The organism is Empedobacter sp. UBA5036 (assembly GCF_002415215.1).
GTDB classification, from domain to species: Bacteria; Bacteroidota; Bacteroidia; order Flavobacteriales; family Weeksellaceae; genus Empedobacter; species Empedobacter falsenii_B.
In genome coordinates, this window is sequence record NZ_DICC01000025.1 from 77,990 (window position 1) to 94,742 (window position 16,753).

The 16,753-nt window shown below is 30.1% G+C and carries 13 protein-coding genes, 1 tRNA gene and 2 pseudogenes; 6 read left to right on the forward strand and 10 right to left on the reverse strand.

What is annotated here, in order from left to right:
• Window position 1: 1 nt before the first annotated feature.
• Genes B4J88_RS04915 through B4J88_RS04925 form a run of 3 tightly spaced genes read right to left on the reverse strand, consistent with a single transcriptional unit; the run spans window position 2 to window position 3,634 of the window.
• Window positions 2-1,249, reverse strand: a complete 1,248-nt coding sequence (locus tag B4J88_RS04915) for a polysaccharide biosynthesis C-terminal domain-containing protein (protein ID WP_280049013.1) — start codon at window positions 1,247-1,249, stop codon at window positions 2-4.
• A complete protein-coding gene (locus B4J88_RS04920) occupies window positions 1,246-2,382 on the reverse strand; it encodes a glycosyltransferase family 4 protein (protein ID WP_291053423.1) in 1,137 nt (378 codons plus the stop codon). Before B4J88_RS04920 ends, B4J88_RS04915 begins: the two co-directional genes overlap by 4 nt.
• Window positions 2,375-3,634: a lipopolysaccharide biosynthesis protein gene (locus B4J88_RS04925; protein WP_280049012.1), complete on the reverse strand. Its 1,260-nt coding sequence runs from the start codon at window positions 3,632-3,634 to the stop codon at window positions 2,375-2,377. Before B4J88_RS04925 ends, B4J88_RS04920 begins: the two co-directional genes overlap by 8 nt.
• Window positions 3,635-3,685: 51 nt before the next feature.
• On the opposite strand from B4J88_RS04925, the gene B4J88_RS04930 reads away from it, so the two are divergent.
• The 3 genes and pseudogenes from B4J88_RS04930 to B4J88_RS04940 all read left to right on the forward strand — a co-directional run bounded on the left by B4J88_RS04930 (window position 3,686) and on the right by B4J88_RS04940 (window position 5,213).
• Complete coding sequence (locus B4J88_RS04930) at window positions 3,686-4,381, forward strand: YjjG family noncanonical pyrimidine nucleotidase (RefSeq protein ID WP_221854314.1); 696 nt, start codon at window positions 3,686-3,688, stop codon at window positions 4,379-4,381.
• A gap of 46 nt (window positions 4,382-4,427) precedes the next feature.
• Window positions 4,428-5,054: pseudogene (locus B4J88_RS04935) on the forward strand (LURP-one-related family protein); the annotation flags it as partial.
• Between the two features lie 85 nt (window positions 5,055-5,139).
• A tRNA-Arg gene (locus B4J88_RS04940) sits at window positions 5,140-5,213 on the forward strand.
• Between the two features lie 40 nt (window positions 5,214-5,253).
• On the opposite strand, the gene B4J88_RS04945 is transcribed toward B4J88_RS04940, so the two are convergent.
• From B4J88_RS04945 to hisS, 3 genes are all read right to left on the reverse strand, one after another.
• The gene (locus tag B4J88_RS04945; protein WP_257468033.1) at window positions 5,254-5,697 is read right to left on the reverse strand and encodes a hypothetical protein; all 444 of its coding nucleotides are present in this window, start codon (window positions 5,695-5,697) and stop codon (window positions 5,254-5,256) included.
• Window positions 5,698-6,001: 304 nt separating this feature from the next.
• Entirely contained in the window at window positions 6,002-6,922 is a 921-nt protein-coding gene (locus tag B4J88_RS04950) for a PfkB family carbohydrate kinase (protein WP_291066647.1), read from the reverse strand.
• 58 nt (window positions 6,923-6,980) lie between these two features.
• Window positions 6,981-8,354 (reverse strand): histidine--tRNA ligase, encoded by a 1,374-nt coding sequence (gene hisS, locus B4J88_RS04955; protein ID WP_291066649.1) that lies wholly within the window; start codon window positions 8,352-8,354, stop codon window positions 6,981-6,983.
• A 162-nt stretch (window positions 8,355-8,516) separates the two neighbouring features.
• On the opposite strand from hisS, the gene recF reads away from it, so the two are divergent.
• The 3 genes from recF to B4J88_RS04970 are packed head-to-tail and all read left to right on the forward strand — an operon-like array spanning window position 8,517 to window position 10,855.
• Complete coding sequence (gene recF, locus B4J88_RS04960; protein ID WP_180905350.1) at window positions 8,517-9,596, forward strand: DNA replication/repair protein RecF; 1,080 nt, start codon at window positions 8,517-8,519, stop codon at window positions 9,594-9,596.
• Complete coding sequence (locus B4J88_RS04965) at window positions 9,593-9,895, forward strand: DUF721 domain-containing protein (RefSeq protein ID WP_180905351.1); 303 nt, start codon at window positions 9,593-9,595, stop codon at window positions 9,893-9,895. The genes recF and B4J88_RS04965 overlap by 4 nt, the downstream gene beginning before the upstream one ends.
• Window positions 9,896-10,855, forward strand: a complete 960-nt coding sequence (locus B4J88_RS04970) for a YheT family hydrolase (RefSeq protein WP_291059664.1) — start codon at window positions 9,896-9,898, stop codon at window positions 10,853-10,855. It abuts the gene before it with no gap.
• A gap of 47 nt (window positions 10,856-10,902) precedes the next feature.
• Here the strand turns inward: B4J88_RS04970 and B4J88_RS04975 are convergent, their stop codons facing one another.
• The 4 genes and pseudogenes from B4J88_RS04975 to B4J88_RS04990 form a co-directional block, all read right to left on the reverse strand.
• Window positions 10,903-11,574, reverse strand: a complete 672-nt coding sequence (locus B4J88_RS04975) for a hypothetical protein (protein ID WP_219033889.1) — start codon at window positions 11,572-11,574, stop codon at window positions 10,903-10,905.
• Between the two features lie 88 nt (window positions 11,575-11,662).
• Window positions 11,663-13,159: a RagB/SusD family nutrient uptake outer membrane protein gene (locus B4J88_RS04980; RefSeq protein WP_291066651.1), complete on the reverse strand. Its 1,497-nt coding sequence runs from the start codon at window positions 13,157-13,159 to the stop codon at window positions 11,663-11,665.
• A gap of 9 nt (window positions 13,160-13,168) precedes the next feature.
• Window positions 13,169-16,162 carry a SusC/RagA family TonB-linked outer membrane protein gene (locus B4J88_RS04985; protein WP_291066653.1) on the reverse strand — a complete coding sequence of 998 codons (2,994 nt, stop codon included), beginning with the start codon at window positions 16,160-16,162 and terminating at the stop codon, window positions 13,169-13,171.
• A 137-nt stretch (window positions 16,163-16,299) separates the two neighbouring features.
• A pseudogene (locus tag B4J88_RS04990) lies at window positions 16,300-16,701 on the reverse strand (transposase); the annotation flags it as partial.
• Window positions 16,702-16,753 lie beyond the last annotated feature (52 nt).

The following is a 16,753-nucleotide window of genomic DNA, read 5'->3' on the forward strand; positions in this document are numbered from 1 at the left end:
TTTAAATATTTTTTAAATACTTATTAAACAAATAATATGCGTATAATCCAGAAATTAAGAAAGTTATTAACATACCTAAAGCTGCTCCTTCTATTCCATAAAAAGGAATTAATAGCGCATCAAAAATAACTAAACAAACAATTGAGAGGATTGATACTCTTACATTCCAATCTGATCTTCCTATTGTACTATTCAAGTTAATGTATAATACTCTAAACAACATTGCTAAAACAACTGCTATTGTTGCAATAAAAAAAACTGTACCACCAGTTAAATAACTTTTATTGAAAAATAACTCGATTATAAAATCTCTAAGAAAATAACTTCCTAAAAGAATACTAATTCCTATAGGAATGAATAGCTTATAATAATTTTTTATATAAAATTTCAGAAAATCCTTGTTCTGACTATTTTTAATAATTCGAGGAAAATCGGTTTGAAATAATATAGTCGGAATAAATAATAAATTCATAGGCAAAAGAATCGCAACTTTATACAAAGCAATATCTTTATCTGTCATAAAAATCGCAATCATTCCAATATCAATCGAAAACAATAACTCTGAAGCGAAATAAGCCAAAGATTCCATTCTTCCATATTTCCACATCATTTTCCAATTCATTTCACTTAAACCACTTATTGATTGTTGTAAAATTGTTTTAGAATAAAAAAATAAACTAATAAAAGGTGTAATCGCCAGCGAAATCATATAACCAATTGCTCCAAAGTTGATGGTTAAGAAAAATGTAAAAATCAGTCCCAAACAGTTAATCAATATATTTAATGAAGCAAACTTTTTATTAAAACCATTTATACGATAATCAATTGTAAGATGTGATTGGAAAAATAAGCCCAAAAGACGAACAGAAAACAAGAGAATAATCCACAATAAATGATCAAATTTTATGGCATAAAAATTAGCAATTACAATAAAAAGACTACATAAAATAAGCTGATTAATAACACCATTTCTAAATAATTTTCGACTTAGGTCTTTACGTGTTTGTTCATTTTCTTCACCAGCACCAAATTTCATCAAAACCTGTAATGAACCTAATCCATTCCATGGCGTAACAAACCCAATGATAGATGCGATAAGTGTTATACGACCAAATTCATCTTGAGGAATCATTTTTACAATGAAAATGGTATTAATCAACATCACTAATTTTTCTACCACAAAAGATAAAAAAACGTAAAAACCATTGTTTTGTAAAAAGGATTGTATGAATTTGATTAAATCTTTCATTCTAAAACTTTCGTGTAGACATCATCAAATTGTTGAGCAATTTCTTCCTTAGAAAAATTATTCAAAACATAATTATTTAATTCCTTTGGTGTTGCAAATTCATAACCTTCTATCACCTCAACCATTGCTTTATAAAGTGCTGATTCATCATTTTTATTCACAATAAATCCAAAATTATTTGGCATAAATTCTTTAATTCCACCAACATCACTTGCGATAACAGGAATTCCCGAAGCAAAAGCTTCTATTTGTACACAAGGTTGATTTTCATAATTACTAAAAAGTACAAAACAATTCACATTTTTCATCTTTTGATTCACTTCAAAATGTTGTAATCGCCCAAAAGATTTTACAAAAGCAGACAAATTATTTTCTTCAACAAAATTATTAATCAAAGTTAAATCTCCATTTCCTCCAATCTGAAATTCAAAATCATAGCCATTATCAACTAACTTTTTAACAACATTCAACATTCCTAAAATATTTTTATGTTCATTTTCTAAATGCGAAAGATGTAAAAAAGTTATTCTTTTTATTTTACAATCTTCTTTTACCGAAAACAATTCTACATCCACAACATTTGGAATAATTTTTACAATTGTTATAGGATAAATTTTAAGTATTTTCTGTGCTAAATCATTTGAAACAGGCGTTAAAACATCTACCTTTCTAAGTATTTTTTTAATTAAAAACTTCTTGTAAAATGGAAATGAAATAAAACGTTCTGGAGAAAATCCTGTCCAATGCTCTGTTAAAACTATTGGTTTTTTGTATTTATTTTTCAAAAACAAAGCAACTAAACCAGCTGGATAAACAACATTGAGATGAATTATATCAAAATTATTAACCAAAGAAACTCCTTTCAGAAAAGCTATAAATTGTTTGATTAAATTAAACGGACGAAAAAAAGATGGTTTAAAATAAACAATTATTTCCCTTACATTTTGGTTGATAGAATCATCTATTTCAAAATTAGATTTTAAATTTTCATCTTTTACTGCATGAACAAGCGTCACATTATTTAAAGTAGAGATAGAACGTAAATGGCGCTGAATAAAATCTCCATTATCTAAAAAAATTCTACTCGGATACCAAGATGCTAAAGCTAAAATATTTTTTCTCGAATTATTCACCTAACTTTTTATAACGTTTCAGTTCTTTCATTACAAAGTAAAGTTGAACCAAATAGCCCATTCCTGCAAAGAAAGAATATAGAGATAACGTCAAAAGTATGTTTTTATTTAGTCCGCCAATCACACAAGTAATCAATGTGACGAAAACCAAATAAATATTGAAGTATAGTGCGTAATGATTTTTCTTGATAACCACAACTATTTGCTGAATAGGATTCATTGCAGAACGACACAAAATCCAAAATGAAAGTATCCACGTCATAATATGCAGACCTCGCCATTCTGGTCCAAGCATCCACTCGAGAATAAAAATTCCGATACAATTCATCAACAAAAGAAAAACAGCAATTGCTCCAACATTGTACAGCACCACTTTTTTCGATAAATCATATAATTGATGTGAACGATGATCAATCATTGCAGCAGATTTCTGAAAGAAAACTTTAGACATCGAATTGGAAAGCAACGTCAAAGGAACAACCAAAACTTTAGCTGAATTTCCCACAAAAGCTACATCTTCTTTCAAGAAATAAATCGCGATCATAATTGGCAATAAATTGTTAGCAATTGCATTCAACGATTCTGAGGGTAATGTATATTTTATGATTTCTTTGTTCTTAGAAATTGTTCGTTTAGCCAACCCAAAGTCAATGGAAGAAAATCGTCCTTTTGTAATTGAAAAATAATATGCACAAGACAAAATAGTTCCGAAAATTGTTCCATAAATCAATCCTGTTTCTTTGTAGCCTATCCAATAAAAAATGAACTGAAAAAAAACCGAAAACAACGCATTAATCACAAATCCAGTCGAAATACTTTTGAATAATTTATACTTTGTAAACAACGTATTTTGTACATTGTTCCAAGCTGTAAATACCCCTGCAACACAACTTAAGAAAACAATAAATAAGGAGGTTTTGAATGTGAAAATTTTTTCTAAAATAGCATAACCCAAAAAGAATAAAATCGTTACAATACTACTCACTAATAATAAGGTTGTAAACAAATTTCTAATCGCTTTCGATGATTTCGAAATCACGAAAATATTCTCTAAACGAAATGTTGTCAAAATAGAAAGAATGGCCACAAAACTCAAAAAAGCATTGTAAGTTCCCGATGCTTCTGGACCATAAATTCGAGCCAAAATAATTCCGCCAATAAACATAATCACTTGCGCAATTGTGTTACCTGCCAACAAAGACAAAACACCTTTGGCATTCTTCGTTTTAAATTTTTCTAACTTCGCTTTCAATTGATATTTTCTTCATCAGCAAATCTACATAAAATCCTTAGCTTTGCATTTATGAACACAATAAAACACGTTTTTTTCGATCTTGATAACACACTTTGGGATTTCAGAAAAAATGCAAAATTCGCGCTAGATGAGCTTTACAAAAAGTATGATGTAGAAAATAGATATGGTTTTACATTCGAGGAATTTCATCCATTTTATCACGATAGCAACGAAGGTCTTTGGGCTTTGATTCGTGACAAAAAAATTACAAAAGAAGAATTACGTGCTCGTCGTTTCAAAGAAGCTTTTGATAATCTTGGGATTGATAATGATGCTCTAGCAAAGATTTTTGAAGATGAATACATGGAAACGATTACCAATTACAATGAAGTGGTGGATGGAGCAATGGAATTGTTGGATTATTTGAAACCAAAATATCAATTACACATTATCACAAATGGATTTATCGAAGTTTCGAAACGTAAAATTGAAACATCAGAATTAAATGGTTATTTTGATACGGTAACTTATGCAGACGAAATCAAAATCTTGAAACCTGATCCTCGTATTTTTTCTTTGGCAATGGAAAAATCTGGTGCTAAAAAAGATGAATCAATTTACATTGGTGACGATTGGATTGCGGATGCTGTTGGCGCAAAAGCTTTCGGAATGTCAGCGATTTTCTTTGATCGATTAGATGATAATTTTTCGATGGATGATGTTCCTACAATTACACATTTAGATGAAGTAAGAAATTATTTATAAACTTAAGGTTCAGAAATTCTGAACCTTTTTTTATGTCAGAAAAAAATCTATTTTTGATAAAAATTACTCAATACTTATGAATTTAAACAACCTAAAATTTCCGCTTGATATAAAGTTTCATATTGCAACTTTATCCAATGATTTTTCTGTAACGGACGCTAATAATCAACCTGTGTTTTATGTACGCGAAAAAATTCTTTCGTGGCGAGATGTGATTAAAATCTACCGTGATTCATCGAAAAAAGAAGAACTTTTTCAACTTCGTTCGAATAAAGTCATCGATTTTCAACAAACTTTTACCATTACAGATGCAAACGGAAATATTGTTGGTAAAGCAAAACGAAAAACTTTCAAATCCTTTTGGAAAGCGACTTTTCATATTTACGACGCAAATGATAATCATTTATTTACAATCAACGAACGTAGTGGTTTTACGCGCATGATGGACGGATTTGTTGGCGAAATTCCCGTTGTAGGATTTTTCTCTGGTTATATTTTCAATCCAAAATATGTTTTAACTGATTTACAAGGAAGAGAAATGATGGAAGTGTCAAAAGAACCTTCATTCTTTGGACGGAAATTTAAATTAAATCAATATCAATCATCCGAAAATGATACACTTTTTATATTAAGTTTTATCTTGATGTTAATTACAGACAGAGATAGAGGATAATTTTATTTAAAAAAATATTTGCAGATTCAAAAATAGTCTTTATATTTGCAGTCCAAAATAAGAACAATAGTTTCTTATCAGGAATGGCCGAGTGGCGCAACTGAATAGCGCACTTGATTACGGCTCAAGAGGTTACAGGTTTGAATCCTGTCTCGGTCACAAAAGCAAAAGCTCATCAAAATTTGATGAGCTTTTTATTTTAATACACTTCTGTTTCTTGCGGAATTTCTTCTACTTTTTGAGATTTTTTTGTCATAAAAAATATACAATTCCCAAACCACGTAAACCAAAAAATATAAAATCCGAAATGGAAAGTCTTTTTCAATAAACGATGTGAGGTTTCAGTAAAATCGTAATAGCAATAAATTAATCCAATAATTCCCATAAAAAGGAAAATGAGAGGCAATAACAAACGTTTAAAACGTTTCGTTGTTTTCTCATTCCAAATGGATAATACGATAAAAATAACAGCTTGTATAGCGAATAATAACAAGGCTGTTTTCCACCACGATTTCAGGATCGTATATTCGTTGTAAATAATTGTGATTCCTATTTTACCGATGAATGACATTTTCGAAATCATTATTCCAGAAAGTAAAGAGGAAAATGCCAATATGAGAAGATGTATAATTTTGTTTTTCATTTTAATTAAAATATAAGAAAGCAACACCAAATATTAATCCAATTAGAATTAACAAACCTACTACTGCATTATAAATTTATGCCAACCTGATTCATTTTGAGAAAATTCCTCAAAATTTAACTTTGGATTAAATAGTTTTAAAATAATATATCGAACTCGTATTCCAAAAATTTCTATTATAAGTTCACTAATCGCAATAAAAATTATTTCAAAAATAGCTTGCATATAAATAAATTTACAATCTAATATAAAACAAAAAAGCCTTGCAAATGCAAGGCTTTAAATATTTTGATGAATAATTTTCTTATAAATTTATTGAGAAATCCATTAATTTATTGAATTCTTTCAAACGTTCAGCTAAACCATCACGCGTTAAATCACCTAATGATTCAGTACCAAATTTTTCACACGTTACAGACGCTAATGCAGATCCGTAAACAATTGCACGTTTCATGTTATCGAAAGAAAAATCGTTTGTTTTTGCTAAGTATCCAGAGAAACCTCCTGCAAATGTATCTCCAGCTCCAGTTGGATCGAAAACATCTTCTAATGGTAAAGCTGGTGCAAAGAAAACTTGTTCTTCTTGGAATAATAAAGCTCCGTGTTCACCTTTTTTGATGATAACAGTTTTTGGTCCGAATGTCATGATTTTTTTAGCCGCTTTCACTAAACTATATTCACCCGACATTTGACGCGCTTCTTCGTCATTAATAGAAATTACATCAACATCTTTGATCACATCCATCAACTCGTTCCAAGCACAATCCATCCAAAAGTTCATTGTATCTAAAACAACCAAACCTGGACGATTATCTAACTGTATCAACACTCCTTTTTGTACCAATGGATGTAAGTTTCCTAACATCAAAACGTCTGGAGATTTGCGATCTTGAGGAACAACTGGATTGAAAGTTTCTAAAACATTCAATTCTGTTGCTAACGTATCACGTGTGTTCAAATCGTTGTGGTATTTACCTTCCCAAAAGAATGTTTTTCCTTCTTTTACGATTTCTAAACCATCTAAATTAATTCCTTTTGAAATTAATAAATCGATGTATTCTTGTGGAAAATCTCCTCCAACAACTGAAACGATTGCAGTATCCACGCCCAATAAAGAAGACGCCATACCGATATATGTAGCGGCACCACCTAAGATTTTATCTGTTTTCCCGAAAGGAGATTCTAATTTATCAAAGGCAACTGTACCAACTGTTAATAAACTCATTTTATATTCTTGATTAAATAGTTTGCAAATATATTGAATAGATTTGAATTAAGACATATTAAGACAATGCGTTAGCCAAATCAGCAAAAGCAACTTCGGTTTGTTCTCCCGAAATCATATCTTTTACTGTCGCTTTTTGCTCAGCAATTTCTTTTTCACCCAAAAGAATTACTTTCTTAATTCTTTTTTTATCAGCATATCCCATTTGCTTTTTCATTTTTGCATCATCAGGATAAACCTCTGTATTAATTCCACTTTGACGTAATTGTTTTACCAATTTCATTGCCTCAGCAGCTTCTTTCGTTCCGAAATTAATGAACAATGCTTGGATATTTGTTGAATCTTCTAAAGCTGGGAATAAATTATTTTCTTCTAAAACTAAATATGTACGATCTAATCCAAAAGAAATTCCTACTCCAGAAATATCTTTCAATCCAAAAATTCCTGTCAAATCATCGTAGCGACCTCCTCCACCAATAGATGAAGAGAATTCTCCGATTTTCGCTTTCACTTCGAAAATAGCTCCAGTATAATAATCTAAACCACGTGCTAATGTCAAGTTCAAAACTAATTCAGCCGATTGTAAACCAATAGTTGTTGTATTTTCAAAAACAAATTCTAATTCTTCAATTCCTTTTAATCCAGTTTCTGAAGATTTTAAAATTTCTTTTAATTGAGCAAATTGTGTTTTATAATCTCCATTCATTGAGAATAAAGGTGATAAAATTTCAATCGCAGAATCAGAAATTCCTTTTCCACGCATTTCTTCTTTTACCGCTTCTTCTCCAATTTTATCCAACTTATCTAAAGCCACTGTAAAATCAATCAATTGAGCCGAAATATCTGCTACTTCTGCTAAACCTGATAAAATTTTACGATTGTTGATATGAATTTCAACTGGCGTTTTTAATTCTGTAAAAACTGAATCATATAATTGTACAAAATCAACTTCTTGTAACAACGAATCCGAACCTACAACATCCGCATCACATTGAAAAAACTCACGAAAACGACCTTTTTGAGGACGATCGGCACGCCAAACTGGTTGAATTTGGTAACGCTTAAATGGGAAAGTAATTTCATTCTGATGTTGCACAACGTAACGCGCAAAAGGTACAGTTAAGTCGTAACGCAACGCTTTTTCAGAAATTTGAGAAATTACTTTTTGACTATTTCTATCTGTTAACAATTGCTCATCAACTTTTGCTAAATAATCGCCAGAATTCAAAATCTTGAAAATTAATCGATCTCCTTCTTCTCCATATTTACCTGTTAAAGTTGATAAATTCTCGAATGATGGAGTTTCGATTGGAGAAAATCCGAATAACACGAATTGTTTCTTAATCGTATTGATAATATATTGACGACGATTCACTTCTAAAGGCGAGAAATCTCTTGTCCCTTTTGGAATCGATGGTTTTTGAATTGCCATTTTTCTAAATCTTTCTTTTAAAGATGCAAAAATACATCATTTTGATTTTTAACTCGACATTTTGTTTCAAAATCATTGTTTTAGGATTGAAAATCATTATAAAAAATCATAAATCAAACTTCGTCAATCGTAAATCTTAATTAATATCGTAATTTTGCTTTCATGTATTTAAAAGAACTTAAAGCGCGACAATTCAAGAATTTTGATGAAAATAATTTCGAATTTTCACCAAAAATTAATGCATTTGTAGGACAAAATGGGAAAGGCAAAACCAATGTTTTGGATGCTATTCACTATTTGGCTTTAAGTAAATCGTATCTGAATCATTCGGATGCGATGAATATTCAGTTTGATTGTGATTTTTTTACATTAGAAGGTACTTTTGATCGAAACGAATCTGATGATGTGATTTTTTGCTTGGTTCGTTCTGGTCAGCCCAAACAATTAAAGCGAAATTCGAAATCGTATGATCGTATTTCTGATCATATTGGACAATATCCTTTGGTAATGATTTCACCTTATGACAGTGATTTAATCAAAGAAGGAAGTGAAGTTCGACGCAAATTTTTGGATAATATTATTTCGCAATCGAATAAGCAATATTTAGCTGATTTGATGCGATACAACAAGGTTTTAGTTCAACGAAATGCCTTGCTAAAATACTTTGCTGCAAATAATACATTTGATTCAACTTCTTTGGAAATTTATGATGAAGAATTGATTCATTTAGGAAAGAAAATACATGAAGTTCGAAAAGAATTTATTCAAACTTTTTTGGAAGCTTTCCTAAAATATTACAATGAAATTTCAGAAGGTCGAGAAAAAGTGAACATCGAATATGTTTCGCAATTAAATGATGCACCTTTTGAAACGGTTCTGAAAGAGGCTTTGTACAAAGATCGTTCGACACAATATTCGACAGCCGGAATTCATAAAGATGATTTATTGTTTACGATTACCAATTATCCAATCAAGAAATTTGGTTCGCAAGGTCAACAAAAATCGTATTTAATTGCATTGAAATTGGCCCAATTAGAAGTTATCAAATCTTCATTAAACATTACTCCATTATTATTATTGGATGATATTTTTGATAAATTGGACGAACATCGTGTAACACAATTGATTAAATTAGTAAACGAGGAACGATTCGGTCAAATTTTTATCACCGATACACATCCCGAAAGAACAGAGCAAATCATTAAACAAATTAATTCTGAAAGTAAAGTTTTCCGTTTATGAAAAAGTACGAAAAAAGAAGTAATCAGCAAACGCTTGGTCAAGCTTTGGAGCATTTTATTAAACAAAGTGGAAAAGAAGAATTGATTTGGGAAGTGAAAGCAGAAGAGGCCTGGCAAACGGTGATGGGAAAGTTTTTCGAGAAATATACGGACCGAGTTGAAGTAAGACAAAGAGTTTTGTATGTAAAAATTAATTCTCCTGCAATGAGACAAGAATTATTGATGGGAAAATCGAAGATTCTAGCTAATATAAATGAAGAAATTAAAAAGGATTTTTTAGTTGACGTAAAAATATTTTAAATGCCTTACATCGAACATTCTACTTACCCTACACCTAATTTCATCAATCGAAATGCGCATCTTTCTACTATTATTCCAGCGAAATTCAAGAAATATCCTGTTCCAGATTACACAAGAGAAAATATGGAAACCGATGATGGCGATTTTCTGAATTTGGATTGGCGATTTCAAGAAAATAAAGACAAATTAGTTATACTTTTTCACGGATTAGAAGGCGATTCGAAACGAACGTATCTTAATTCGTGTTCAGATTATTTTTATGATAAAGGATTTAATATTCTAGCTTGGAATCATCGCTCTTGTGGAGGTGAAATGAATGACACTTGTCGTTTGTATCATCATGGATCAATTGATGATGTACACAGAGTTGTAGAAAAAGCGTTGAAAGAAAATTATCAAGAAGTTTATTTGATTGGCTATTCGATGGGTGGTGCTTTGGTTTTGAATTATCTTGGAGGTTATGAAGTTTCGAACAAGATAAAATCTGCTGTTGTTTTTTCTGCACCAATTTCTCTAAAATCATGTGCTGACACATTGAAAATATTTCCGAATACAATTTATTTTAAAAATTTCAAACGCACTTTAGTTCCAAAATTTAAAATAAAAGCAAAACAATTTCCAGGAGTTCTGAATGAAAAAATGATTGATAAGATCAAAACATTTGATGAAATTGATGATTATTTTACTGCACCAATGCATGGTTATAGCAGCAAAGAAGATTACTATCACAAAGCTTCTCCTGCAACTGTTTTAGACCATATCACAACACCTTGTTTGATTGTAAATGCTGCAAATGATCCTTTTTTGGGGGATGATTGCTATCCTATTGAGCGATTAAAAAATCATTCCTACTGCACTTTCGAAATGCCTAAATATGGTGGACATTGTGGATTTCCTTTAAAGGATAATTCTCACTCTTGGTCTGAGATAAGAGCTTGGGAATTTATAAAGAGTTTGTAAAATAATACGCATAAAAAAACCTCGAAGTAAACTTCGAGGTTTTTTTATTATTTATTTATAAACTTTGTTAATTTTATTAAATCAGATTCGTTTGTAGAATTAATTTTTTCTTTATTTATATATGCTTTTATCTTATCATCTTTAAAAAAATTAATAAATTCTTTTTTCTTGTTAGGAATTAAAATAATATCATTCTTAAAATTCATAAAATAAATTGGCTTATCAGATGTATATTCTTTCGTTAATGTTCCGACATCCATTATATCTTCTTTTTGTAAAATTTCTTTTAAAATTACTTTTTCCTTTTTATAAAGGTTAATATTTTTTCCTTCTGAAAGTATTTGTAAAAAACCAGATTCTAAATTACCATCTTCTAATTTATAATGCTCTATATAAATAAATTTTTTATTACTATTTATAAAAGTAATAATCATATTCTGCAGCTTATCTAAGTCATAAGAAACATTCTCGTTTAGATACTCCATTTCATCAGAGTAGTGATTATAACGCAATAACTTTACATTAGAATTAGCACCTTCTATAGTAAATGGTGAAAGTCCATCCTTTAAATAAGGATTACCTTTTATTGACAAATCAATTTTAGATAATTGAATTCTATGGCTACCTTGAGAAACACCTACTGTCAATGGGTCGAGATTAACTTGACCGTTTACATAGCATATAAAAAATAAAAAAATAATACTATATTTAATTTTCATAATTCAAATTATATTTAATTGAATTTACAAATATTATGTCAATAAAAAAAAGACTATCTTAAAAAGATAGTCTTTTTTATTACTTAAATTAATATCCTGACGTTTGGGTCATATTAGGATTTCTATTGATTGTTCCTTGATCAATAGGCAATTGCCATTTATGACTAGTAGGTGTTAAAGTTTGTCCAACAGGAACACTTCCACTTCCATCAGCATAAAAACCATTTCCTGATCTTTGAATACCATTTTTATATTGCGCAGGTACATTTACATTTTGCAATCTTTTTAATGTAAACCATCTATCACCAGTTTCAAAAGCCAGTTCCTTACGTCTTTCCAGAATAATTGCATCAAATATAGCTACTCCAGTTTCCCCTCCTGCATAAGAAGAATATCTATTGTTTCTTAATTTATTTAATGTTGCTAAAGCCCCTCCTTGATCACCAGATAAATATTGTGCTTCAGCTAAATCTAAGATAGTTTCTTCAACTCTCAAATAACGTCCATTATTTACTCCTGGAATATTTGTAGCTGGATTTCCAGAAATATATTTATTAACAGCAATTGTAGGCTTTCCATTTGCATTATCTGGATTAAATAATTTCACACTAGCTGACATTCTTTCAGGCTCTGTAGTTGGATTAAATAACTCATAAAATCTTTTATCTACAGAATATTCCATATTGATATTAGCATTGCTTGTTCCTTGACTATAGCTAACTCCAATTGCAGGATCATTTGTTAAAACAAAAGGAATTTCAAATAATACTCCATTACTATTTATACCTTTCCACATGTTTAGCAATTGGTCTTTAGCTACAGGATTAACCTTATTTACAACAGGTTGCGCATACTCAATCACTTTAGTATAATTCCCTAAGTATAAATAAGTTCTAGCTAACAACGCTTGTACAGTATTACTATTAATTCTATCAGTACCAGTACTTGTGTTTAAATTACTTAAAGCTTCAGTAAAATCTTTAAGTATTTTATCATATACTACTTTAACATTCTCTTCTCTACCTGGAGATTCAAAAGGGATATATTTATCTATATATGGTATCCCTTGCGAACTTAAAGCATCTGCACTTTGAGTTGGTATTTTAGCATAAGTTCTTGCAACCTCTAAATGTACCAATGCCCTTAAAGCTAAAGCTTCACCTTTTATTTGACGTTTAAAATCTCCATCAGGTAGATTATCTATATTAGCTAAAATTAAATTAGCTCGCATAATAATATTATACGATGAATTATATTTTGAAGTTGGAGTCATATTTCCATCATACTCCCATTGAGTAGACGCTAACCTATTTGCCTGACGACCATTAGTATTAAATATTACATCATCTGCTAATATATCTCCTAAAACATTTATGTCTGAAGATCCGTTAGATGCAGCATAGTACCCTGATTGTTTAAAACCTTGGTAAACTCCTAATATAGCTCTTGTAAAATCTGCGGGAGTTTGATAAAAATTCTCTACAGCTGTACCTGTAGGAGAATCTTGCATAATATCATCATCACTACAACTATTAAATGATAATAATAATGATAAAGCTAAAAATGTTATTTTAATTTTTTTCATCTTTTTTTTTTAGAAATTAACATTTAAACCTAATGAATAAGTTCTTGTATTTGGATATGAAAATAATGAATATGCGTTTGCTATAAATCCAGAATCACCAGGAACAGCATATCCACTACTTGCAGTCCCAGCAATAGGATTACCATGGAATTTAGTCCATAAAGCCAAGTTTTGTATTTGTGTAAAAATTCTAACTCCTTTTAAACCTGTACCTTTTAATAATTCGTCAAACGTATATCCAAGAGATAAACTTCTAAAGTTTAAATAATCAGATTTCTCTAAGAATTGAGTAGAATATCTAAATCCAGCTGAAGTTGGACGTTGAAATTCTGTTTGATCACCTGGATTTCTCCAATAATCATTTGCTTGAACAGCTTTATTATTAGTTGTTGTAGGACTAGTTAATATTTGATAGGTGTTATTATAAGTATAACCTCCCGCACTAAAAACAAAATCTGCATTTAAATCAAATCCGTAAAACTTAGCATTTAATCCAAAACCTCCTGTTAAAGTAGGCATAGGAGATTTACCTGTCGCTATTGCATCTCCTGCATCATAAGTTTCAGTTATATTCCCATCTAAATCATAGTATTGCGCATTACCATTATCTCTATTAATACCTGCAAATTTCACCATATAAAATTGATACGGAGCTCCTCCTTTTATATGTTTCATATCTTCAACAGTTCCAGAAACTATTAATTCATCTAAACCATTTAAGTCATTTATTTTATACTTCATTTTTGTTAAAGTACCATATACACTTAAACCATACTCTTTCTTATTAATAATATCATAATTTAACTCAACCTCTACCCCACTAGAAACTAATTCTCCAGCATTAATAGTTGTTGTAAATGAACCTGTTTCTCTTGGTAACTCTTTAGTAAATAAAAAATCTGTACGTGTATCTTTAAAATACGAAACATTACCAGTTAATGATCTATTAAGCAAAGCAAAATCTAATCCTACATTTAATTTTTTATTAATTTCCCATGTAGTATTTGGATTTGCAATATTTAAAGATGGAGCAGCAATCCCTTGACTATTATATGTTCCAGTCATAGACATTAAAGTCAAATTAGAATATCTTGCTAGACCTGAATCATCTCCTACTTCACCATAAGATGCTTTCAACATCAAACTATTAACAAATTTATTAGATCTTAAAAAGTCTTCTTTTGCTATATCCCAAGCAACAGAAGCTCCCCAAAAAGTTCCATATTTATTATCTAATCCAGCTAAAGAAGTTCCATCTCTTCTTACATAACCATCAACAAAATATTTTCTTGCATAATCATAGTTAACAGAACCTAAATACCCAAAACGAGTCACAGCCCATCTTGCAGTATTTGAAGACTGTAATTTAGTTGTAGCTAAACTTTGTACATCTTGATAATCATTAGGAAATCCTTGAGAACTTAAAGACATTGAATAGCTCGATTGATTAATATACTCTGAAGCTATAGTTGCTCTAATATTATGTTTGTTAAATGATTTTATATAACTAACCTCGTTTCTCCAGTTATAATCAAGCCTATCAAGACTCTGATCACTTTTCGATCCTCCAGAACCTAAAATAGCCATTAAATTAGCAGAAGGAGCTGTAAAATTTTCATATTGTAATCTTCTGTATGTAGCTCCAAATGTTGTTCTAGCAAATAAATTTTTAGCTAGTTCATATTCAAAAAATGCAGAACCATATAATCTAAACGTTCTCGTTTGATTCTTTGTATAATACATTTCATCTAATGCATTATACCCCATAGCGTTTACAGATTGATTAAATGTAGGATCTCCATTAGCTTTATATATGATATTTCCATCATTATCTAGCTTATAAACACTAGCAAATGGTCTATTTTGTAAAACACTGTAAAAAGCATTTTGACCGTTATTAATATCTCTAGGTTCATCTAATGTTTGATAAGACCCATTAAGATTAATTCCATATTTAGCTTTATCTGATAATTTAGACGAAATATTAAGAGTTCCTGTAATTCTATCTAAACCTTTGTAATAGTTAACCGCTCCTGAATTTTTATCATAACCAATTGAAAAAGATTGAGAATCTCCATCAATATTACTAGCCATATTAAAATAATGAGATGTTATTAAACCGTTCTTAAAAAATGAATCATTCCAATCTGTATCAATCTGAGCTAACTGATCAATCTGAGCTTGTGTTCTAGCCACTCCACCTGCTACTCCTTTGATTGAGGATAAACTATTTTGATAATCTAATAATTGTCTTGAGTTCATTACATCCATATCATTTTGTTTCATCATCTCAGTAAAACCAATTCTTGATGAATATGAAAATGATTTAGAATTTTTCTTAGCTCCTTTAGTTTTGATTATAATAACTCCATTTGCACCTCTAGCACCATAAATAGCTAATTGGGAAGCATCCTTCAAAACAGTAACATCCTGAATATCTTGTGGATTTATAGTATTCATATCTGTAACTGACATATAAGTACCATCCACTACAAATAATGGAGATTTATTACCTCCACCTAATCCCATAGCTCCACGGATTGTTACATTAGAAGTAGCTCCAGGCGCTCCATTCTGAGCTTGAGAAGTTAATCCCGAAACTTTTCCACCTAACATTTGATCAACAGATAATGAAGGGTTAAAATTTTCTAAACTTTTACCAGACACAACTGTTTCTCCTGATTTAGAAGGAGAATCGAAAATACTTGTAATAACTACCTCTTCTAAAGCAGTTTCATCTGAATATTTCAAAGCTCCTAAATTAGTAGAAGTCACTTTAAATTCTTTTCCATTGATCACTAATGTATCACCTACTTTAGCATCAATGTTAAAATTTCCGTTCTCGTCAGTATATGCAACTTTATCAGTCCCTTTTACAGTTACCTCTACGTCTGACTCTGGAAAATTGTTAGCATCGTTAACTACACCCGTTACTTGAGCAAAAGCCACTGTTCCTAATCCTAGGAAAGCTAATAAGCCCAAAGATGTTAATCTTCTCCTCATAGTTTTATATTTTATAACATTTTAGACAAAACTCTAACTTTTTTTTAAGAATTCCAAAAAGTGATCTATTTTTTTTATTTACCAACATCTTTAAAGAAATAACTTTACATTATTATATTCAGTACCCGTTGTGCATTTTAAATAATTTGAGTTTTTAGATTATTAATATTTCGATTTAAGTGTATTTTAATAATGTACTGATTCAATGTTTGTGTAGTAATTTTAGCTAGAATTCTGGTTTTAAACCCCTCAAAAGTCTTTGCATAATTGCGTATAATCATAAATTGATCACATAGTTGAGAAAAAAAAGTTTCAATTCTTTTTCGATACTTTTTGAATGAATAAAACTGAGGTTTGTAATCTTTTTGATTCGATCTTTTTGGTGATTCTAATCATATATTAACTTCATTAAATAAATAAATTTGAATTGTTTGCAACTAATAATCTCTATCACCAAGTAGCACTCAATCTGATAGTTGAGATATTATATCTTTCAAAAAATAAATATCATGAACAGATGCAGGACTAATATCAATACTCTAGAAAACACATCTTAAAGAACAATCAGCCTAAAGTTTATAGCCTTAAGAA